Genomic DNA, 18,292 nt, shown 5'->3' on the forward strand with positions numbered 1-18,292 from the left:
GCCAGCAAAGCCCCGGACGAAACGGTATAACGCAAGTTTAATGGCAGGGCGCCGCCGGACTGGCGGAAGCCACCGTGTCAGGCCTTGTCCCGTTGCGCGGCCAGGGCCCTGGCGATCTTGTTGGCATGACTGCGTTCGGCCCGGATCAGCGCCTCGAACCAGTCGGCAATCTCGTCGAAGCCCTCGGCCCGGGCGGTTCTCGCCATGTCCGGATACATCTCGCTGTACTCCCGGGTCTCGCAGGCCAGCGCCGATTCCAGGGCATCGGTGATGGCGTCCGCCGGCAGTCCGGTTTCGGGGTCTCCGGCGCCACCGTTAACCAGGTATTCCAGGTGGCCGAGGGCGTGACCGGATTCCCCGTCCGCCAGGCTGCGGAACAGGTTGGCGGTTTCCGGGGCGCCCTTGATGTCCGCGATATTGGCAAAGTACAGGTAACGCCGGTTGGCCTGGGCCTCGACGGCGAAAGCGGCCTTGAGGCAGGCCTCGGTCTTGCTCCCCTTCAGGTTCATGTGCTGACTCCAGTGATCACTTTATTGTTATGGTGCCGCCACGCCGGCAGGGCGCCATCGGCGCTCAAGCAATAAAGTACGATAGCCAAGAGCCCGGAGATCTCACATGAGTAATGCCTATGATCCGGAAAGAGGCGCTCAATGCCGCCGCTGACGGCGCCGCAGCAGTAAGCCGTAGACCAGCAGGTTGATCACCAGCACCGCCACACCCAGGAGAATCTGCAGCTGTCGGGTCAGGCCCGGCGGGTAGATCAGCAGAACCAGGTAATGCTCGATGAAGCCGCCGCTGTAGCCGGCATCGCCGGCCGTCTGCCGGAGCTGGACCTCCAGCGGCGTCAGCGGACAGACCCAGCCCATGGTGACCACCAGGGCGGCCCAGGCCATGGCCGGCAGGTGCAGCCACACCAGCCAGCGCCGCCACAAAACCAGTAGCCCGCCGAAGACCGCGAACAGGATGAACAGACCGTGCAACAGCAGCACCGCGTCCGCCGCCAGCCGCCAGATCATGCCGGCGTGCTGTCGCTGAGCTGCCAGTGTTCACCACGCAGGCGGGCCCGGCCGTCTTCCTCCAGCTTGATCAGGTGGGCCAGCAGGGAGCGGCTGGCCACGCCGTGGAGGGCGGCGGAGACATCGTCGTATACCTTCGGGGTGAGGTCCGCCAGCCGCGCCGGGCCGTGATGCCGCAGTGCCTCCACCACCTTGTGCTCCCGCGCCAGCCGGTGGCTGGTTAGGTAGTCGATGACGGCGTGGGCATTTGCCATGATGAAGCCATGGCCCGGGGCGATGTAGCGGATGTCCTCCTGGAGCAGGTCCGCGAGGGATCGCAGGTAGGCGCCCATGTCGCCGTCCGGCGGGTTAATCACCACGGTGGAGCCTTGCATGATGTGATCACCGGAGAACAGCATCTGTTCCGGTTCCAGCAGGTAGCACAGGTGATTGGAGGCATGGCCGGGGGTATGGATGACTTTTAGCCGACCGGCGCCGGTATCCAGCACCTCGCCGTGGGCCAGGGTCCGGTCCGGGGTGAAATTGCGGTCCTGGCTGGGTTCGTCCGGCGCCGGCATGCCCATCAGCTCGGCACCGGTGGCCTCCCGCAGGGCGCCGGCAGCCGGCGAATGGTCCCGGTGGGTATGGGTCACCAGGATGCGTTCGATGCGGCTGCCGGTCAGGGCCAGCAGGGCAGCGATGTGGCGCTCGTCGGCGGGGCCGGGGTCGATCACCGTGAAGCGGCCGCCGTGGCCGAGAATGTAGCTGTTGGTGCCGGGCCCGGTCATGGCACCGGGGTTCGGGGCGGTGAGCCGCTGCACGCCCGGCGCCAGGGTGACCGCCAGGCCCGGGGTGATGGCGGCGCGGGCGCTGCCGCTGCGCTGCGGGTCCAGCTTGCGGACTTCGTCGTAGGCCGGTGCGCCCGGTTCGAGCTGCCGGGGCTGGTCGCCCCGATCCAGGGCCGGCCAGGGCTCGCTCGGGAAGGGCTCCGGCGGTTGGGCGTGGGTGTGGGCGATCAGGGCCTCGGTGTTGTCGAAGCCAGCCAGTACCCGCAGGGTCCTCAGGGTGGGCGCGCCGTACAGCCGGCGGCCGGTGCGGTGGTCTTCCAGCGCCTGTTTCGGGCTCAGCCAGACATGATCGATGGTTTCCACGCCGTCATGGCCGGGCACCTGGCCCGCCGGCGCCGCCGCCACGAAGAAACGGGTATCGAAGCGCCGTGGCGGCCCGGGCGGCGTTATCCAGTGGCTCAGGTAGGCCAGCCTGTCCAGCGGCAGCTTGAGATGGTGGCGCTCGCAAAGCCCGGCGACACTGAGTTCGCCCCGGCTGACTGCCTCCCGGTCCCGGAACACGGCGGTGCGATCGGGCCGCACCGGCCGGTCGTCGGCATCCACGGCCAACAGGATGCCGGCTTCCTCGAAGCACTCCCGGATGGCCGCCACCAGGTAGCCGGCACCGCCGTGGTCGAGATTCAGCATTGCGCTGGCGGTGGTGTCGTCGTGACCTTCCATGAAGTCCCGGCACTGGTTGTCGGCGGCATCCACCGCGCCGCCAGGGAAGACGTGGAAGCCAGGCAGGAAGACTGCGTCCCAGGTGCGCTGCAGCAGCAGTACCTCGAGGCCGTCGGCGGTGTCCCGGGTCAGGGCCAGGGTGGCGGCGGGCCGGATCTCCATGGTGCGTGTTCCTGTGGTGTCGGATAGTTACCAGAACATAGCGGAAAAGCCGGGCACCTGTCTGCCCCGGCGCGGACGGATGAATCCGGGGGTACAGGTGGGGTATCATCCCGGCCGTTAGTTGTCCCAAGACACCCAGCCGTCCTGCAGGATATCCCCATGGCCAGAATCAAGCTCTCATTCCCTGACGAGGTGTTCACCTTCAGTACCGAGATGCCGGTGCGCATCACCGACATCAACGGTGCCAACCACCTGGGCAACGATGCCCTGATCTCCATGCTGTCCGAGGCCCGGGCCCAATTCCTGGTCAGCCATGGCATCCAGGAAGCCGACCGGGACGGCACCGGCATCATCGTTACCGACCTGGCCACCATGTACCAGTCCGAGTCCTTCTTCCCGGAGCTGCTGACCTTCGAGGTGGGGCTGATGGACTTCAATCGCTACGGCGGCGATTTCGTGTTCCGGGTCAGCAAGTCCGCCAGCGGCCAGCCGGTGGCCCTGGCCAAGTACGGCTTCGTGTTCTTCAACTACCTGCGCAAGCAGGTGGTGCCCATTCCCGAGGATTTCCGCGCCCGCTTCGCCTGAGCCGGCTCAGCGCCGTGCTGCCTCGTCAGCCAGGTGCCTCATGCCGGCGCGGTACAGGCCGTAAGCCATGACGCCGGCCATCAGGTTGCCGACCAGGGCGCCGGTCATCAGGCCCGGGATGTCCCCCAGGCGGGCTCCCAGCCACAGCATGGGCAGGAAGCAGGCGAACAGCCGCAGCACCGAGATCACCAGGCCGCGGACCGACAGCCCCAGGGCATTGCACACCGACACCATCAGGATGCAGACCCCCAGTCCGCTGTAACTCAACGGGACCCGCACCAGGTAGGTGCGCAGGATGTCCTGGACACTGGCGTCGGTGGTGAACAGCTGCGCCACCAGGCCCGAGGCCGCCAGCCATATTATTCCCAGGCTCAACTGCCAGATCACCACGAAACGCACCGCCAGCCGCACCAGGCGGCGGATCGTGGCGATATCACCGGCGCCCAGCAGGCGGCCCACCATGGGCGGCATCGACATGGTCAGTGCCAGCACCACCACGATGGAGAAGAACTCCAGCCGCGTCCCCAGGCCCCAGGCCGCCACCGCCGCCGAGCCGAAGCCGGCCACCATGGCGGTGGCCAGCATGGCGGACAGGGGCGGCATCAGCTGGCTCACCATCGCCGGCGCCATGATGCTGTTGAGCTGCCGCAGCGCCTGGCCCAGGGCCAACTGGCCCAGGTCGAACCGCAGCCAGCCGGCCCGCAGCAGGCGCGGGTAGACCACCAGGCAGCCCAGGCCGAAAGCGGTGATGGTGGCCATGGCGGCGCCCGGCAGGCCCCAGCCGAAGACAAAGATATAGAGCGGATCCAGGACGATGTTGAGCAGGCTGGTGGCCACCATCAGGTAACCGGGGGTGCGGGTGTCACCATGGGAGCGGCAGACGCTGTAGCCGAAGTAGAGCAGGGCTCCGGTCCAGGCCGCCACCAGCCAGGGAATCCAGTAGGAGCGGATCAGCGGCAACAGGCTCTGCTCCGCCCCCAGCAGGGTCATGATGGTGTCCCGGGAGAACCACATGGCCAGCGCCAGTACCAGCACCAGGGTGCCACCGACACACACCACCAGGCCGCCGAGACGCTCGGCTCGGATCTGGTCGCCGGCCCCCAGGGTGCGGGAAATGATGGCAGTGGTGGCAATCCCCAGCCCTACCTGCAGGCCGATCACCAGTTGCTGCATGGGCAGGGTGAAGCCCAGCGCCGCCAGCGGAGGCTCGCCCAGCTGGCCGATAAAGGCACTGTCGGCGAGCTGGAAACTCATCAGCGACACCACCCCCGCCAGCATCGGCCAGGTCATGGCCGCCAGCTGGCGGGGCAGGCTGCGGTGGGGATCTATGGCGGGTCGACTGGAACTCAAGTTACCTTCGGGTCAGTTTCCGGGTTCAGAGTACCTTTCAAGGTACCTTTCAACGTACCTTTCAGAGCACCTTGAGAGCGGCGTCGTAATCCGGCTCGTCCTTGATCTCGCCCACCAGCTGGCTGTGCAGGACCTTGTCGTTCTCGTCCAGCACCACCACCGCCCGGGCACAGAGTCCCGCCAGCGGGCCGCTCTGGATGGCCACGCCGTAGTCCTGCTGGAAGCTGTAGTTGCGGAAGCTGGACAGGGTCACCACGTCCTTGAGGCCCTCGGCGCCACAAAAACGGCCGGCGGCAAACGGCAGGTCGGCGGACACCACCAGCACCACGGTGTTGTCCAGCTTGCTGGCCTTTTCATTGAACTTGCGGGTGGAGGCGGCGCAGACACCGGTGTCGATGCTGGGGATGATGTTGAGGATCTTGCGCTTGCCGGCGAAGTCCGCCAGCGACACTTCCTCCAGGCCCTGGCTGGTCAGGGTGAAGTCGGGCGCGCGCTCACCGGGCTGGGGAAAACTGCCGCTGAGCTCAATGGGATTGCCGTCCAGTGTTACCTTGCTCATGTAAGTCTCCGTTCTACATCGGTCGGGAATAGGAGGTTCGGTGGCCGTGGTTAAGCCGGCGCCCTCACTGTTTAGCCGATTTTACGGTTGCCGTCACTATTCCGATGGCCCGGGTCAGGCCGGATGGGCCGAAAGCGGCTCGAAACCCGGCGCCGGATGGCGCTGCACCAGCAAACGGTAGGTGAGCAGGGTGGCCAGGCTGCAGCCGCCGATCACCGTGGTCATCACCAGCGGTGTGCCGCTGTGCAGCTGGCCCACCAGCATCCCCAGCAGGGCCGCCAGGCTCATCTGGATGAAGCCCAGCAGGGCCGACGCCGAGCCCGCCATGTGGGGAAAATTGGCCAGGGCGCCGGCCAGGGTCTGGGGCAGGATCATGCCCACCCCCACCATGAACAGCACCTGCGGTGCCATGGTGGCCATCACGTGGTAGACCTCCATCACCGCCAGGGCTGCGCCGGCCAGCCCGCCCGCCACACACAGGGCAATCCCCCGGGCCATGATGCGGTCCGGCGGCAGGCGGCTGCCCAGCCGGACCGCCGCCAGGTTGCCGGCGATGTAGCCGGCCACCACCAGGGCGAAGTAGTAACCGAAGTGCCGGGGCTGGACGCCCAGGAAGTCGATCAGCACAAACGACGCTCCCGACAGGAAGGCGAACAGACCGCCAAAGGTGAAGGCGTTGGTGAGGGTGTAGCCCAGGAAGCTCGGGTCGACGCCAATACTGCGGTAGTTGCGCCACAGGCTGCCCAGGCGCAGGGACTGGCGGTTGGCCGGCGCCAGCGGCTCGGGGATGCCGACAGCAACCACCACCGCCATCACCAGGGCATAGCCGCCCAGGGCGAGAAAAATGGCGGGCCAGCCGAAACTGCCCAGTAACAGACCGCCCAGGGTGGGCGCGATAGCCGGCGCCAGCGCCATGATGCTGGCCAGGATCGCCATGATGCGGGCCGCCTCCCGGGGCGTGTAGATGTCCCGCACCGCGGCCCGGCCCAGAACCGGGCCGGCGGAGCCGCCGAAGGCCTGGAGGAAACGGCACAGCAGCAGGGTTTCGATGGAGCTGGCCAGGGCGCAGCCGATACTGGCGAGGGCGAACAGCACGAAGCCGCCCACCATCACAGGCTTGCGGCCAAACCGGTCCGCCAGCGGCCCGCAGATGAGCTGGGCCAGGGCGAAGCCCACCATGTAGATACTGAGGGTCAGCTGGACCTGATCGGTACTGGTGGCCAGGCTGTCCCGCAGGGCCGGCAATGCCGGCAGGTACATGTCCATGGCCAGCGGACCCAGCGCCACGGCGGCGGCAAGTAGGATGGTGGTCCAGATGCTGGTCAGGGCGAGCATGGTGACTCCGTGGCACGGTGACAGAATGAAAGATGGAGTCACAGTCTACGCCCGCCCTCGTCGAAGATATCGCCCGGCAGGCTCATAGCACTGATGAATAAAAGTGATGGATCAGGACGCCAGGCTTTCCGCCACCTTCACCAGCGCCTGTCGCAGCCAGCGGTGGGCCGGGTCGTCCTGGTGGCGCTGGTGCCAGAGCATCAGCAGCTGGAAAGGCCGGTACTGGAACGGCAGCGGCGCGCTGGCAAAGCCCGCCAGCAGGTGGTCCTGCATCCGCAGTGGCGCGGTGGCCAGCAGGTCGGTGCCCCGCAGGAACCCCGGCAGGCCGGAGAAGTTCGAGACCGTGACGGCGATGTCCCGGCTCAGGCCCTGGGCCGCCAGTGAGCCCTCCAGTGCCATGCGCTCGCCGGCGCCGAACAGGATGCCGATGTGCTGGCTCTTGAGGTAGTCTGCCAGGGTGGCCGGCGCCTCCCGCCGGCCGGCGTCGTAGAACACCGCCATGCGGTCCTCCAGCAGCCGGCGCTGCATCAGGTCGGCGGCGTCCGGGGCGTGGGGGGATATGATCAGGTCGCAGATGTCGTTGCGCAGCATGTCGGCGGAGGGAATGCCGGAGGGCATCACGTGCAGCCGGATGCCCGGCGCCTGCTCCCGCAGCATGGCCATCAGGGGTGGCAGGAAGAGGTCCCGCTGGTAGTCGTTGGCGGCCACGGTAAAGGTGAACCGGGCCCGCGCCGGTACAAACGGCGGACCCGCCGACAGCGCCCGCAGTTCGTCAAGGATCTGGCGCACATGAGGGCCGGCCTGGATAGCGTAGCGGGTGGGGCTGATGCCGCGACCGGATTTGACGAACAGCGGGTCCCCCAAGGCCTGGCGCAGACGGTCCAGGGTATGGCTGACGGCCGACTGGCTGACCCCCAGGCGCACCGCCGCGGCCGATACGCTGCCTTCGTCCAGCACGGTGACGAACACGGTCAGGGCTCGGGTATCCAGGTTGAATGCATCAAGGTTGTTCATGAATGCAGTTTAGGGCTTCGTGTCCGCCGCCACCACTGCCCGGTCGAGGAAACCGGTGATCTCGCTGACCATCTGGTCGAAATGCGGGTTGAAGGTGAGCCGGCTAGTGGGCATGCCCGGGTCCTCCTCCCGCCAGGCGCTGAACCAGAGCTTGCCCGGCGCCAGCGCCCGGCACTGGTCCAGGGTCAGGCTGTTGGGCTCCAGGCACCGCTGCAACGGGCCCTGCCGTCCATAGAGTGGATTGTCGGGGGAGATCGCCAGGGCCATGTGGGAGAACTCCAGGATGCGCTGCTCCGGCAGGTAGCTGTCCAGGCTGAGGATGCGCGCATCCTGCCAGGGAGCCGGTTGCCGCAGGTCCCGAAACACCAGCATGCGGTTGGCAGGGTGCCGGAAACGACGCTGGAACTGGCCGGCGAGAAACTCCAGGTTGATGACAGAATCCGCCTCGGTGGCCACCAGCATCAGCGGCAGGTCCAGGCGTTCCTGGCCGGTGAGCCGGGTCTGGGTCGCAGCCCTCACCTTGGCCAGCTGGGTGGCGGCGTTGAGGGCCAGGGACTCGTACTTGACCGGGTTCAGCTCCGGTTCCTCCTCCACGAAGTCGGTCACCAGATCGGCCCAGGGCGCCAGCCACAGATACTCCCGCAAGCCGTTGAGCTCCCAGGCCGGGGCGATCGCCAGCAAGCCGGCGGGCCGCGGCGTGGCCGGGTCCAGGGCGTATTCGGTGACCAGGGCGCCACCCAGGGAGAAGCCGCCGATGAACGCCAACTCCACCTCGGCCGCCAGGGCTTCGTAGTGATACCGCACCTGGTCTCGCCAGACTTCGGCGCGGGCTTCGGTCAGGTCCCCCGGCCGGGTGCCGTGGCCCTGCAGCAGCAGGGTGCGGACACTGATGCACTGCCGTGTCAGCGCGCGGGCCAGGTCCTTAAACACGAACGGGGAATCACTCAGACCATGGACCAGCAGGATGCCGCGGCTGGGGCCGGGTTCGCCGGCGCATTCCGGGGCCGGTGCCATTTCGTAGGGCAGGTTCCAGGCCACCTGGTTGGCGCGGCTGAAGCCGTCGACGGCCACCCGGTGCTGCGCCAGATGACGTTCCACTCCGGCCCGGTAGCGCTCAAAATCGGTTACCGGCTCGGCCTGAAGCTGCGCCGGGGCAGGCTGGTAAAGAGCCGGCGAGGCCTGGCAGCCGGTCAGGGCCAGCATCGCCAGCAGTCCCAGGGCTCTGGTAACAGGAAGCCGACGGCATCGCCGCAGGCAAGACAGAACAGACACCAACAGGCGCACCTCCCGTATCGCTGTTAAGGTTAGGGAAACCATCCCGACACTATACGCGCCGGCGGGTTCGGGCGGATGAACACAACAGGAGACAGACCATGACCATTACCCTGGCCTTTGATGTGTACGGCACCCTGGTGGACCCCCAGGGCATGGCCCGGCTTCTGGAGGCGGATGTCGGGGACGCGGCCGCCGAGATCAGCCAGCTGTGGCGCCAGAAACAACTGGAGTTCGCCTTTCGCCGCGGCCTGATGCGGATGTACCAGAACTTCGGGGTGGTGACCCGCCAGGCCCTGCAGCACGCCATGCGGCTGCGGGGTTTTACTTTGTCGCCGGAACGGGAGGATGAGCTGATCGCCGCCTACCTGAAACTGCCGGCCTTCCCGGATGCGGCGCCGGTGCTGGCGGAGCTGGGCCGGCATTATCCTCAGTTCGCGTTTTCCAACGGCAGCCACGAGGCCCTGGAACAGGTGCTGGGCCACAACGAGTTGCGGGATCACCTGGACGGTCTGGTGTCGGTGGACGACATCCGCAGCTTCAAACCCGACCCGGCGGTCTATGCCCATGCCCGCCGCGCCACCGGCGCCCTGGACCGGCCCCTGTGCCTGGTGTCCAGCAACGGGTGGGATGTGATCGGTGCCCGCGCCGCCGGCCTCATGGCCATCTGGGTGCAGCGGGATGCAAGCCAGCCCTTCGAGGACTGGGGCCTGCAGCCGTCCGCCATCATTCCGGACCTTTACCGCCTGGGCGAGGCCCTGGCAGGACTGGCGGATCACTAGCGGGACACTAGTCCGAACGCGCTGCCAGCCAGTCCGCCAGCTCCACCCAGCTGGCCCGTGGTGCCTGGCTGCCCGCCAGTATGCCCATGTGGCCGCCGGGCACGACCCGGAAGGTCTTGTCCTTCGAGCTCACCAGGTCCATCACCCGGCGCGCCGCCGCCGGGGTCACCATGGTGTCGCTGTCGCCGGCCAGGGCGAACAGGTTGGCGTTGACGTTCTCCAGCCGCGCCACATCGTCACCGATCTGGATCTCGCCTCGGGACAGGGAATTGTCGATCCACACCCGTACCACCGTGTCCTGGATGACGCCGCCGGGGTAAGCCACCATGCGGTCCAGGAAGGCCGAGGTGGTGGCGTGGCTGGTGACGAACTCCCGGTCCCCCAGGCGCACCACCAGCTCCCAGTAACCCATGATGCTGCCGATGGGGTTGGTGAGCTTGAAGCCGATGGTATTGAGCCACCCCGGAGTATGGAACCAGTGGGGCTGCAGGTCGTGGAGGCGGAAGCCGGTGTACCTGCGCACCCGCTCGGCGACACCGCTGAAGCCCTGGTACATCAGCCCCATCAGGCCGGAGGCATGGCTGTCGATGGGGGAGCCCAGCACCACGGCGTTGCGGATGTGCTGGTCGCGGCTGAGGGCGGCATAGAACAGGGTGAACATGCCACCCAGGCTCCAGCCGTGCAGGGAGATCTCCTGCTCGCCGCTGTGCTGGCGGACCCGGTCCAGGTACTGCGGCAGCAGTTCGGCGACGTAGGTTTGGAGATCGTAGTGGCTGTGGGCCCGGGTGGGGATGCCCCAGTCGATCAGGTAGACCTCGAAGCCCCGGGCCCGCAGATAGCGCACCAGGCTGCGCTGGGGAAACAGGTCGTAGATCAGCATGTTCACCGCCAGCGGCGGCACGATCACGATGGGGGTACGGTGACTCCGGCGGTTGACCGGTATCACGGTGTCGTCAAACTCGATGCGCTCCTCCGCCAGTGGCGGGTAGTAGCGCAGGCTCACCAGGCCATCGCTGTAGAGGGTTTCAAACGGGGTCTGGCCGGCCTGCACCAGGCTGGCGGCACGGAACAGGCGGTCAAAGGCGTTGCCGGCGGTGAGGGTGGCCTGGCGGGTCAGGACGGCACCCTGGTTGAAAGCGGACTGGAGCAGACGGGCCATGTTAGTCTCGATCAGAGGTGGTATCGGTGACGATGGATCTGGGCGTCAGTATACGGCCTGAAATGACCTGTGCAGTGGCGAGTCCGTCACGCCGGTGCGGCAATCCGGTCAGTGCAGTCACTGCCCAGACGGGGCCGGCATTGGTATCATCGCCGCCGGGAAAGTCCAACAATAACCGGATCTAAACTATGCTCAGCTTTCTGCCCGCGCCGGTGATCGGCGTTATTGCGTCGATTCTACTGGCCATCAACACGCTCTTCTGGTGCCTGCTACTGTACGTTCCGGCACTGCTGAAACTGGCGATTCCCCACACCGGCTTCCGGGTACTGTGCACCCGCGCCATCATCTGGATTTCGGAGTCCTGGGTGGCCTGCAACACCGGCTGGATGAAGCTGACCCAGAACACCCGCTGGCAGGTCACCGGGGACGAGAAACTCAAGCGAGAGAGCTGGTACCTGGTGCTCAGTAACCATCAGAGCTGGGTGGATATCTTCGCCATGCAGCGGGTGTTCAACCGCAAGGCGCCGTTCCTGAAGTTCTTCCTCAAGCGCGAGCTGATCTGGGTGCCGGTGATCGGCCTGGCCTGGTGGGGCCTGGATTTCCCCTTCATGAAGCGCTACTCCCGGGAGTACCTGATCAAGCACCCGGAGAAGCGCGGTGAGGACCTGCGCTCCACCCGCCGGGCCTGCGAGAAATTCCGCTACACCCCGGTCAGCGTTATGAACTTCATCGAGGGCACCCGCTTCACCCAGGCCAAGCACGACAAGGAAAAGTCCCCCTACCAGCACCTGCTCAAGCCCAAGGCCGGCGGCGTGGCTTTTGTACTGGACGCCATGGGGGACGCGATCGAGACCCTCGTGGACGTGACCATCGCCTACCCGGGTGGGGCGCCCACCTTCTGGGATTTCCTGTGCGGTCGGGTGTCGGACGTGCGCATGCACATCGATACCCGCGACATTCCTGAACACCTGAAAGGCCGTGACTACGCCAGCGATGCCGACCACCGGCGCAACGTCAAGGAGTGGCTGGGGTCGCTGTGGAGTGAGAAGGATCAGCGACTGCAGAAGATGCTGGGGGATTAGCCGGACGGGCCACCGGGCGCTCTCAGCTTTAGTCGTCGTCCGCTACTTCGTCAGGGTGTTCCTTGCGGTAGCGCTCCCACTCCTCCCAGTCGTGGGGCGTGCCGGTGTGGGGCCGCCTGAGGCGGCGGGCATGGTCCAGCGCGTTTTCCCGCAGGCTGTGTTCGCGCGCTTCCTCTTCCTTGTCGAAGCCGTACTTTCTGAGGAATTCGTCCGGGCGCATGCTCACCTCCGTTATCCGGCGGCCGCAACGGGCGGCCGTATTCCCAGGATGGTGACTGGCCAGGCGGCTTTCAAGACTGAGCGGAGGGGGTCTCCACCAGATTGAAATTGATCTGGCGGCGTTCCTCGTCGATGCCGGCAAAAGTCACCGTAACCGGCTGATCAAGCTGGAAGAACCGGTCCTTGCCCAGCAGGCGCAGGGTAATGGGGTCGAAGCTGTACTTGCCGGGCAGGGACTTGGTGCTGACGAAACCCTCCAGGCCGTTGCTGTCCAGCCGCACGAAGAAGCCCGCCGGGGTGGTGCGGGTGATCACGCCGCTTATGGCGGTGCTGGCATCCATTTGCCGGGCAAAGTCGCTCTTGAGCCAGTTCTCGAGGCTGTTGGCCGCCTGCCGGGCCTTGATCTGGGCGGCCTGGAGCCGCTCCAGCTCGGCCTCGGACAGGTCCTGGCCGGGCTCCTGCCAAAGCAGGCTCTTCAGCAGCCGGTGGACCTGGAAGTCGGTGAACTTGCGCAGCGGCGAGGTAAAGGTGGTGTAGGCCGCCAGCCCCATGCCCTGGTGGGGCGCCGGGGTGAAGCTCAGTTCGGCCCGGGCCAGCTGGCGGGAAATGACCGATTTCACCGGCAGCTCACCGGCCAGACCCTCGGTTTCCCGCATCATCCGCATGAAGCCCTCCGGCGAGGTGGGATCCACCTCTGCCAGGTGCCCGGCGTGCTCCGCCAGCAACTGGCGGATGTTGTCCACCTTGTCGTCCCGCAGGCCGGGGTGCTGGATGAACAGGCCGCGGCCATGGCGGCTCAGGGCGTCGGCGGCGCAGCGGTTGGCCGCCACCATGCAGTCCTCCACCAGGCGATGGGCCTCGGTGGGAATCGCCGGGTCGATCTGGCGGATGCGTTTGTTCTCGTCCAGCCGGAGCCGGAACTCGGGCCGGTCCACGTTCAGCAGGGCGTTGCCGGCGCGCCACTTGCGCATGGCGACGGCGGCCTGGTGGAGCTGGTCGATGTTGCGCAGCACGGTGTCCGACAGGGCGCGGGTGTCGTCGTCCTCGCGGCCCTCGATGACGTTGGCGGCCAGCTCGTAGCTGAGTTTGGCCTGGCAGCGGATGACCGCCAGCCGGAACTGGTAATCCCCCAGGCTGCCGTCGTTGTTGACCTGGATATCACACACCATGGCCAGGCGGTCGACGCCGGGCATCAGGGAGCAGAGCTTGGTACTCAGGGCTTCCGGCAGCATCGGCCGGGGCTCGCCCGGGAAATAGATGGCGGTGGCCCGCTCCCGGGCCTCGGCTTCCAAAGGGCTGCCCGGTTCGATCAGGGCCGTGGGATCGGCGATGGCCACCGACAGGCGCCAGCCGGTGGCATTGGGTTCGGCCCAGAGGGCGTCGTCCATGTCCTGGGTGTTGGGGCTGTCGATGGTGACGTAGGGCTGCTCCCGACGGTCCTCACGACCGGCGGCAAGCCGCTGAACCAGGGCTTCGTCCAGGTTTTCGAGCTGCTTCTGAACGGCATCCGGCCATTGCTCTTCCAGGTCGTAGGTGGCCAGGGTGAAGGCGCGCTCGATACCGGGCTGCTCGGCCTTGCCCAGCACCTTGCGGACGCTGGCCTGACCCTTGCCGTCCTTGATGGGGTGGCGAAGGATCTGGCAGTAGATGAAGTCGTCCGGCTGGGCGTTCTGGCGATGTTTGGGCGGAATGAAAATCCAGCGGTTGATGCCGGGGGTCTCCGGCACCACGAAGTGGCCCTTGCCCTTGACCAGATACTTGCCCACGAAGGTGTTCAGCCGGCTTTCCAGCAGCTCCTCGACCAGGCCCTGGACCTTGCCGCTGTCACCCTGGGTCTCGGATACCCGGATCCGGTCCCCGGGCAGCACCTTCTGCATTTCCTCCGGGGGCAGGAACAGGTCGCGGCCATCGTCGAGGGCAACAAAACCGAAGCGGCCATTGGTGGCCTTGACGGTGCCGTTGTGGACAACCTTGCTGGATTCAATGTCGGTTTTCAGCTGGCGCAACTGCTGGAGGGCGTCGGCGTTGAGCATGGGGAACCTGGCTGGTAAGAACATGAGGAAGATGGGCCGAGTATACCGGTTCTGGTCGGCGCCGTCAGACCCTGGAGGCGGGCAAGGGTGACAATTTGGTCACAGCCCGGAGCCTGGAGCCCGGGCTGTGGCCGTCATACTGCGACCGGAGCTGTCTACTGGGGGTAGCTGGAGAACACTCGGGTCTGGCCCTGGTCATTGAACAGCAGGACCTGGTAGGCGTCCTGGCGATCGCCCATCTCCATGCCCGGCGAGCCCACCGGCATGCCCGGCACACTCAGGCCTCGGGCCTCGGGCGCCTGTTCCAGCAGGCGGCGGATGTCACTGGCCGGCACATGACCCTCGATGACGTAACCACCCACGAAGGCGGTATGGCAGCTGGCCAGCGCCGGGGTCAGACCGGCTTCCACCTTGATGGGGTTGAGGTTCTGGGTGTCGCGGACCTCCACCTCGAAATCGTTGTCTTCCAGGTGCTTGACCCAGTCACCGCAGCAGCCGCAGCTGGGAGACTTGTAGACGGTCACAGTGGTCGGGGCCGGTTCGGCCTGGGCAGAGACCGCCAAAGTGAGGACCACCAGGGCACCGGTCAGGGTGGAGCGGAGTTTCAGCAGCATGTGAATTCCTCAATGATGATGGCTGGACTATGAGTCGCTGTCGGAGCCTTTGTTGCTGATGCGGGCGCTGGCGCTGTCACTGTCACTGAGCCAGAACCAGCCCACGATGGCGGCCATCAGGATCAGTCCCATGGCATTGACCAGAAGTTCTGTCATTTGGTTCCCTCGCTGTTCGCCTGTGTGTGGCGGCTGGTCCTGAACAGGCGCAGCCGGTTGGCGTTGGTGACCACCGTGACCGACGACATGGACATGGCGGCCCCGGCAATGATGGGGCTCAGCAGCACACCCCAGATCGGATAGAGCAGGCCAGCGGCGACCGGAATGCCCAGACTGTTGTAGATGAAGGCGCCGAACAGGTTCTGGTGGATGTTGCGCACCGTGGCCCGGGAGATCTCGATGGCGTCCACCACACCGTGCAGGGAGCCCCGCATCAGGGTAATGGCGGCGCTCTCGATGGCCACATCGGTGCCGGTGCCGATGGCGAAACCCACGTCGGCGGCGGCCAGCGCGGGGGCGTCATTGATGCCGTCCCCCACCATGCCGACCTTGTAACCCTGCTGGCGGAACTCCTCCACGATGCGGGCCTTGTCCTCCGGCAGCACCTCGGCCCGGACCTCGTCGATGCCGGTCTGGCGGGCGATGGCCCGGGCCGTGGCTTCGATGTCCCCGGTCACCATCACCACCCGCAACCCGGCATCGTGGAAACGGCGGATGGCGTCGATGGAGTCATCCTTGAGGGCATCCGCCACCCCCAGCACGCCGATAGCGCGGTCATCCAGGGCCAGAAACAGCGGGGTGCCAGCGTCTTTGGTAATCCGCTCGGCGGCGCTGTCCAGTCCGGCCAGATCGATGCCCTCGCCACTGAGCCAGCGGCGGTTGCCCAGGCGCAGGGCCTGGTTCCGGTAGCGGCCGATCACACCCTTGCCATTCAGGGCCTCAAAGTCGCTGACACTGCGGGCCTCGACGCCGTCCTCGTCAGCCTTACGCACAATGGCCTCCGCCAGCGGGTGCTCCGAATGCCGTTCGATACCGGCGGCCAGGGCCAGCAGCTCGTCTTCCTGCTGGTCGCCGGCGGGCTCGATGTGGGTGACCGTGGGTTTGCCCCGGGTGATGGTGCCGGTTTTGTCCAGCACGATCAGATCCAGCTTGCCGGCGGTCTGCAGGGCATCCCCCTGGCGGATCAGCGCGCCGTACTCGGCGGCCTTGCCCACGCCCACCATGACGGACATGGGGGTGGCGAGGCCCAGGGCGCAGGGGCAGGCGATGATCAGCACCGTGGTGGCTGCCACCAGCATGTGCACCGCCCGTGGCTCCGGGCCGACGTTGAACCACACCAGCGCGGTGGCCACCGCAATCAGCATCACCGTGGGTACGAACACTGCCGAGATGTCGTCCGCCAGCCGGCCGATGGCGGGCTTTGAGCCTTGAGCCTTCTTAACCAGGGAAATGATCTGCGCCAGCGCGGTGTCGCTGCCCACCCGGGTGGCCCGGTAGACGATTGAGCCCTGGCTGTTGATGGTGCCGGCCGAAACACTGTCGCCTTCGCTCTTGTTCACCGGCATGGCCTCGCCGGTCAGCATGCTCTCATCGATGCGGGTACTGCCCTCGATGATTTCGCCGTCCACCGGCAGTTTTTCGCCGGGCCGGACCCGGATGTGGTCGTCGACCCGGACCTGCTCCACCGGCAGGTCCTGCTCCTCGCCGTCCCGGATTACCCGGGCGGTCTTCGCCCGCAGGTCCAGCAGACGGCGGATGGCCTGTGACGTGTTGCCCTTGGCCCGCATTTCCAGGGCCTGACCCAGGTTGATCAGGCCGATGATCATCGCGGAGGCCTCGAAGTAGACATGCCGGGCCATGGCCGGCAGCAGCTCGGGAAACAGCACCACCACCATGGAGTATAGCCAGGCGGTACCGGTGCCCAGGGCAATCAGGGTGTCCATGTTGGCGTTGTGGTGGCGGAAGGCCTTCCAGGCCCCGGTGTAGTAGTGGCCACCGGTGAACACCAGCACCAGCAGGGTGAGGCCACCGAACACCAGCCAGGTCAGCCGGTTGTCTTCCGAGACCATCATGCTGCCAAAGCCCATGCCCCAGACCATCATGACGGCGCCCAGGCCCAGGCTGAATGCCATCTTGACCATCATGGTGCGAAACGCGGCGGCCTCCTCCCGGTCGCGTTCGGCATCGGCCCGGTCCGGGTCCTCGATCACCCGGGCGCCGTAGCCGGCGCTGGATATCGCCTTGATCAGGGCATCCGGGTCCGCCTTGCCCCGGGCGGTGGCGGTCTGGTCCGCAAGGTTCATGTGGGCGTGGCGGACGCCGGGTACGGATTTCATCGCCTTTTCGATGGTGCTGACGCAGGAGGAACAGGTGGCGCCGGAGATGGCCAGCTCGATGACGTCCTGCTCGCCGCTGCTGGCGCGGGCCTCTGACCGGGCCTCTTTCGCCGGACCCTGATCGGAGCCGCCCTGCTCGGAGTCGCCTTGCGCTGAGCCATCCCGGTCAGGTCGGGCCTGGTCATCGGAGCCGGCGCCGGCAGCGTCAGTGGGAGTGGCGGGATAGCCGGCATCGCTGACGCGCCGGGCGGCCTCGTCGGCATCCACGCCAGCGGGCAGCTCCACCTGCTGGCGGTCCAGATCGACCCGAACCGTCTCCGGGTCGCTCACCAGGCCCTCGAGGGCAGCGCGGATACGGCGCACACAGCCCTGGCAGGTGGCGCCTTCGATGCTCAGCACAGACTCAGACGATGGGTTCATGCTGGCCTCTCCGGCTTTCGGACGCTGCGCTGGCGGGCAGGTCCCAGTGTTCGATCAGGCGGCAGATGGTGTGGCCGTCCGGGGTGCCGTCCGGCATGGTCTGCCAGCTCGCCATGGCGGCTTTCATGCGGTCCCGCAGCTCGGTCAGTTCCTGCAGTTGGGCCTCCACTTCCGCCAGCCGCTGCTCAAACACATCCCGCACCATGGGGCAGGGGGAATGGTGATCGTCGGCCTGGGCCAGGATCGCGCGGATTTCCGGCAGCGAGAACCCCAGCTGCCGGGCCTTGCGGGCAAAATTAAGGCGCTGGAGGTCGTCATCGCTGTAGACCTGGTAGTTGTTGTCCGGATTACGGACCGGCTGCAGCAGCCCCTCACGGGTGTAATAGCGCACAGTGTCGGGGCTGACCTGTGCGGCACGGGCTAGGTTCTTGACCTGCATCGTCTGACTCCTTCGGAGACTGTCAATGCTGCCAGTATAAAACCTTTGAGTGGCTCATAGGTCAAGCGTGCCCTGTCAGTGATCTCCGCTACTGGCGGGAGCGCAGGAACACCCCGCAGCACCGGCACTGGTCCGGCGCCATCAGTTTGGCCTGCCAGCCGATGCGGTGGCCGCAGGCAGGGCAGCGCAGGCGCGCCTGGAGAATCACGATGGGCGCCACCAGCGCCGCCAGGATCAGTCCCAGCGGGCCCCAGCTGTCGCCACTGGACAGCCCCAGCTGGCTGCTGAATACCAGCACGATGATCAGGGTCACGAAGGCGAAGATGAAGTAGCCCTTGTTCCAGGCTTCCCAGCGCCGCAGGCGCTGATTCTGTTCCGGGGTCAGGTAGTTGTCTGCCATGGTGCTCCGCTGTCTGGGGGGTCTACCAACA

19 protein-coding genes are annotated in these 18,292 nt (G+C 66.5%); 3 read left to right on the forward strand and 16 right to left on the reverse strand.

Annotation, left to right across the window (positions count from 1 at the left end):
* Positions 1-77: 77 nt before the first annotated feature.
* From R3280_RS07525 to R3280_RS07535, 3 genes are all read right to left on the reverse strand, one after another.
* The gene (locus tag R3280_RS07525; protein WP_318997975.1) at positions 78-509 is read right to left on the reverse strand and encodes a rubrerythrin family protein; all 432 of its coding nucleotides are present in this window, start codon (positions 507-509) and stop codon (positions 78-80) included.
* A 138-nt stretch (positions 510-647) separates the two neighbouring features.
* Positions 648-1,016 carry a DUF2784 domain-containing protein gene (locus R3280_RS07530; RefSeq protein WP_318997976.1) on the reverse strand — a complete coding sequence of 123 codons (369 nt, stop codon included), beginning with the start codon at positions 1,014-1,016 and terminating at the stop codon, positions 648-650.
* Positions 1,013-2,665, reverse strand: coding sequence for an MBL fold metallo-hydrolase (locus tag R3280_RS07535; protein WP_318997977.1), 1,653 nt, complete (start codon positions 2,663-2,665; stop codon positions 1,013-1,015). Before R3280_RS07535 ends, R3280_RS07530 begins: the two co-directional genes overlap by 4 nt.
* A gap of 159 nt (positions 2,666-2,824) precedes the next feature.
* On the opposite strand from R3280_RS07535, the gene R3280_RS07540 reads away from it, so the two are divergent.
* Positions 2,825-3,250 carry a thioesterase family protein gene (locus R3280_RS07540; RefSeq protein ID WP_318997978.1) on the forward strand — a complete coding sequence of 142 codons (426 nt, stop codon included), beginning with the start codon at positions 2,825-2,827 and terminating at the stop codon, positions 3,248-3,250.
* Positions 3,251-3,256: 6 nt separating this feature from the next.
* Here R3280_RS07540 and R3280_RS07545 read toward each other — a convergent pair whose 3' ends face one another.
* The 5 genes from R3280_RS07545 to R3280_RS07565 form a co-directional block, all read right to left on the reverse strand.
* Positions 3,257-4,540 (reverse strand): MATE family efflux transporter, encoded by a 1,284-nt coding sequence (locus R3280_RS07545; protein WP_318997992.1) that lies wholly within the window; start codon positions 4,538-4,540, stop codon positions 3,257-3,259.
* Between the two features lie 121 nt (positions 4,541-4,661).
* Positions 4,662-5,159, reverse strand: a complete 498-nt coding sequence (gene tpx / locus R3280_RS07550) for a thiol peroxidase (protein WP_318997979.1) — start codon at positions 5,157-5,159, stop codon at positions 4,662-4,664.
* Positions 5,160-5,273: 114 nt separating this feature from the next.
* Complete coding sequence (locus tag R3280_RS07555; protein ID WP_318997980.1) at positions 5,274-6,494, reverse strand: multidrug effflux MFS transporter; 1,221 nt, start codon at positions 6,492-6,494, stop codon at positions 5,274-5,276.
* Positions 6,495-6,605: 111 nt separating this feature from the next.
* Entirely contained in the window at positions 6,606-7,508 is a 903-nt protein-coding gene (locus R3280_RS07560) for a LysR family transcriptional regulator (RefSeq protein WP_318997981.1), read from the reverse strand.
* Positions 7,509-7,517: 9 nt separating this feature from the next.
* Positions 7,518-8,711, reverse strand: coding sequence for an alpha/beta hydrolase (locus R3280_RS07565; protein ID WP_318997982.1), 1,194 nt, complete (start codon positions 8,709-8,711; stop codon positions 7,518-7,520).
* Positions 8,712-8,881: 170 nt separating this feature from the next.
* Here R3280_RS07565 and R3280_RS07570 point away from each other — a divergent pair, with 170 nt between their 5' ends.
* Positions 8,882-9,562 carry a haloacid dehalogenase type II gene (locus R3280_RS07570; RefSeq protein WP_318997983.1) on the forward strand — a complete coding sequence of 227 codons (681 nt, stop codon included), beginning with the start codon at positions 8,882-8,884 and terminating at the stop codon, positions 9,560-9,562.
* Between the two features lie 7 nt (positions 9,563-9,569).
* Here the strand turns inward: R3280_RS07570 and R3280_RS07575 are convergent, their stop codons facing one another.
* Positions 9,570-10,721, reverse strand: coding sequence for an alpha/beta fold hydrolase (locus tag R3280_RS07575; protein ID WP_318997984.1), 1,152 nt, complete (start codon positions 10,719-10,721; stop codon positions 9,570-9,572).
* 188 nt (positions 10,722-10,909) lie between these two features.
* Here R3280_RS07575 and R3280_RS07580 point away from each other — a divergent pair, with 188 nt between their 5' ends.
* Positions 10,910-11,803 carry an acyltransferase gene (locus R3280_RS07580; RefSeq protein ID WP_318997985.1) on the forward strand — a complete coding sequence of 298 codons (894 nt, stop codon included), beginning with the start codon at positions 10,910-10,912 and terminating at the stop codon, positions 11,801-11,803.
* Positions 11,804-11,831: 28 nt separating this feature from the next.
* Here R3280_RS07580 and R3280_RS07585 read toward each other — a convergent pair whose 3' ends face one another.
* The 7 genes from R3280_RS07585 to R3280_RS07615 all read right to left on the reverse strand — a co-directional run bounded on the left by R3280_RS07585 (position 11,832) and on the right by R3280_RS07615 (position 18,261).
* Positions 11,832-12,023, reverse strand: a complete 192-nt coding sequence (locus R3280_RS07585; protein WP_413468753.1) for a hypothetical protein — start codon at positions 12,021-12,023, stop codon at positions 11,832-11,834.
* A 70-nt stretch (positions 12,024-12,093) separates the two neighbouring features.
* Complete coding sequence (locus tag R3280_RS07590) at positions 12,094-14,055, reverse strand: VacB/RNase II family 3'-5' exoribonuclease (protein WP_318997987.1); 1,962 nt, start codon at positions 14,053-14,055, stop codon at positions 12,094-12,096.
* A gap of 155 nt (positions 14,056-14,210) precedes the next feature.
* Positions 14,211-14,669, reverse strand: coding sequence for a DUF411 domain-containing protein (locus R3280_RS07595; protein WP_318997988.1), 459 nt, complete (start codon positions 14,667-14,669; stop codon positions 14,211-14,213).
* Positions 14,670-14,696: 27 nt separating this feature from the next.
* Positions 14,697-14,825 (reverse strand): hypothetical protein, encoded by a 129-nt coding sequence (locus R3280_RS07600; RefSeq protein WP_318997989.1) that lies wholly within the window; start codon positions 14,823-14,825, stop codon positions 14,697-14,699.
* Positions 14,822-17,422, reverse strand: coding sequence for a heavy metal translocating P-type ATPase (locus R3280_RS07605; RefSeq protein WP_318997990.1), 2,601 nt, complete (start codon positions 17,420-17,422; stop codon positions 14,822-14,824). Before R3280_RS07605 ends, R3280_RS07600 begins: the two co-directional genes overlap by 4 nt.
* Complete coding sequence (locus R3280_RS07610; RefSeq protein WP_318997991.1) at positions 17,406-17,861, reverse strand: MerR family transcriptional regulator; 456 nt, start codon at positions 17,859-17,861, stop codon at positions 17,406-17,408. The genes R3280_RS07605 and R3280_RS07610 overlap by 17 nt, the downstream gene beginning before the upstream one ends.
* Positions 17,862-17,949: 88 nt before the next feature.
* Positions 17,950-18,261: a hypothetical protein gene (locus tag R3280_RS07615; RefSeq protein WP_318997993.1), complete on the reverse strand. Its 312-nt coding sequence runs from the start codon at positions 18,259-18,261 to the stop codon at positions 17,950-17,952.
* Positions 18,262-18,292 lie beyond the last annotated feature (31 nt).

It is taken from the genome of Marinobacter sp., from assembly GCF_033722195.1.
GTDB lineage: Bacteria > Pseudomonadota > Gammaproteobacteria > Pseudomonadales > Oleiphilaceae > Marinobacter.

What these genes read in the sequence shown, in the direction of transcription:
- R3280_RS07525 (WP_318997975.1), bottom strand. Translation starts at nt 509, where the DNA reads ATGAACCTGAAGGGGAGCAAGACCGAGGCCTGCCTCAAGGCCGCTTTC.
- R3280_RS07530 (WP_318997976.1), bottom strand. Translation starts at nt 1,016, where the DNA reads ATGATCTGGCGGCTGGCGGCGGACGCGGTGCTGCTGTTGCACGGTCTG.
- R3280_RS07535 (WP_318997977.1), bottom strand. Translation starts at nt 2,665, where the DNA reads ATGGAGATCCGGCCCGCCGCCACCCTGGCCCTGACCCGGGACACCGCC.
- R3280_RS07540 (WP_318997978.1), top strand. Translation starts at nt 2,825, where the DNA reads ATGGCCAGAATCAAGCTCTCATTCCCTGACGAGGTGTTCACCTTCAGT.
- R3280_RS07545 (WP_318997992.1), bottom strand. Translation starts at nt 4,540, where the DNA reads ATGACCTGGCCGATGCTGGCGGGGGTGGTGTCGCTGATGAGTTTCCAG.
- tpx (WP_318997979.1), bottom strand. Translation starts at nt 5,159, where the DNA reads ATGAGCAAGGTAACACTGGACGGCAATCCCATTGAGCTCAGCGGCAGT.
- R3280_RS07555 (WP_318997980.1), bottom strand. Translation starts at nt 6,494, where the DNA reads ATGCTCGCCCTGACCAGCATCTGGACCACCATCCTACTTGCCGCCGCC.
- R3280_RS07560 (WP_318997981.1), bottom strand. Translation starts at nt 7,508, where the DNA reads ATGAACAACCTTGATGCATTCAACCTGGATACCCGAGCCCTGACCGTG.
- R3280_RS07565 (WP_318997982.1), bottom strand. Translation starts at nt 8,711, where the DNA reads ATGCTGGCCCTGACCGGCTGCCAGGCCTCGCCGGCTCTTTACCAGCCT.
- R3280_RS07570 (WP_318997983.1), top strand. Translation starts at nt 8,882, where the DNA reads ATGACCATTACCCTGGCCTTTGATGTGTACGGCACCCTGGTGGACCCC.
- R3280_RS07575 (WP_318997984.1), bottom strand. Translation starts at nt 10,721, where the DNA reads ATGGCCCGTCTGCTCCAGTCCGCTTTCAACCAGGGTGCCGTCCTGACC.
- R3280_RS07580 (WP_318997985.1), top strand. Translation starts at nt 10,910, where the DNA reads ATGCTCAGCTTTCTGCCCGCGCCGGTGATCGGCGTTATTGCGTCGATT.
- R3280_RS07585 (WP_413468753.1), bottom strand. Translation starts at nt 12,023, where the DNA reads ATGCGCCCGGACGAATTCCTCAGAAAGTACGGCTTCGACAAGGAAGAG.
- R3280_RS07590 (WP_318997987.1), bottom strand. Translation starts at nt 14,055, where the DNA reads ATGCTCAACGCCGACGCCCTCCAGCAGTTGCGCCAGCTGAAAACCGAC.
- R3280_RS07595 (WP_318997988.1), bottom strand. Translation starts at nt 14,669, where the DNA reads ATGCTGCTGAAACTCCGCTCCACCCTGACCGGTGCCCTGGTGGTCCTC.
- R3280_RS07600 (WP_318997989.1), bottom strand. Translation starts at nt 14,825, where the DNA reads ATGACAGAACTTCTGGTCAATGCCATGGGACTGATCCTGATGGCCGCC.
- R3280_RS07605 (WP_318997990.1), bottom strand. Translation starts at nt 17,422, where the DNA reads ATGAACCCATCGTCTGAGTCTGTGCTGAGCATCGAAGGCGCCACCTGC.
- R3280_RS07610 (WP_318997991.1), bottom strand. Translation starts at nt 17,861, where the DNA reads ATGCAGGTCAAGAACCTAGCCCGTGCCGCACAGGTCAGCCCCGACACT.
- R3280_RS07615 (WP_318997993.1), bottom strand. Translation starts at nt 18,261, where the DNA reads ATGGCAGACAACTACCTGACCCCGGAACAGAATCAGCGCCTGCGGCGC.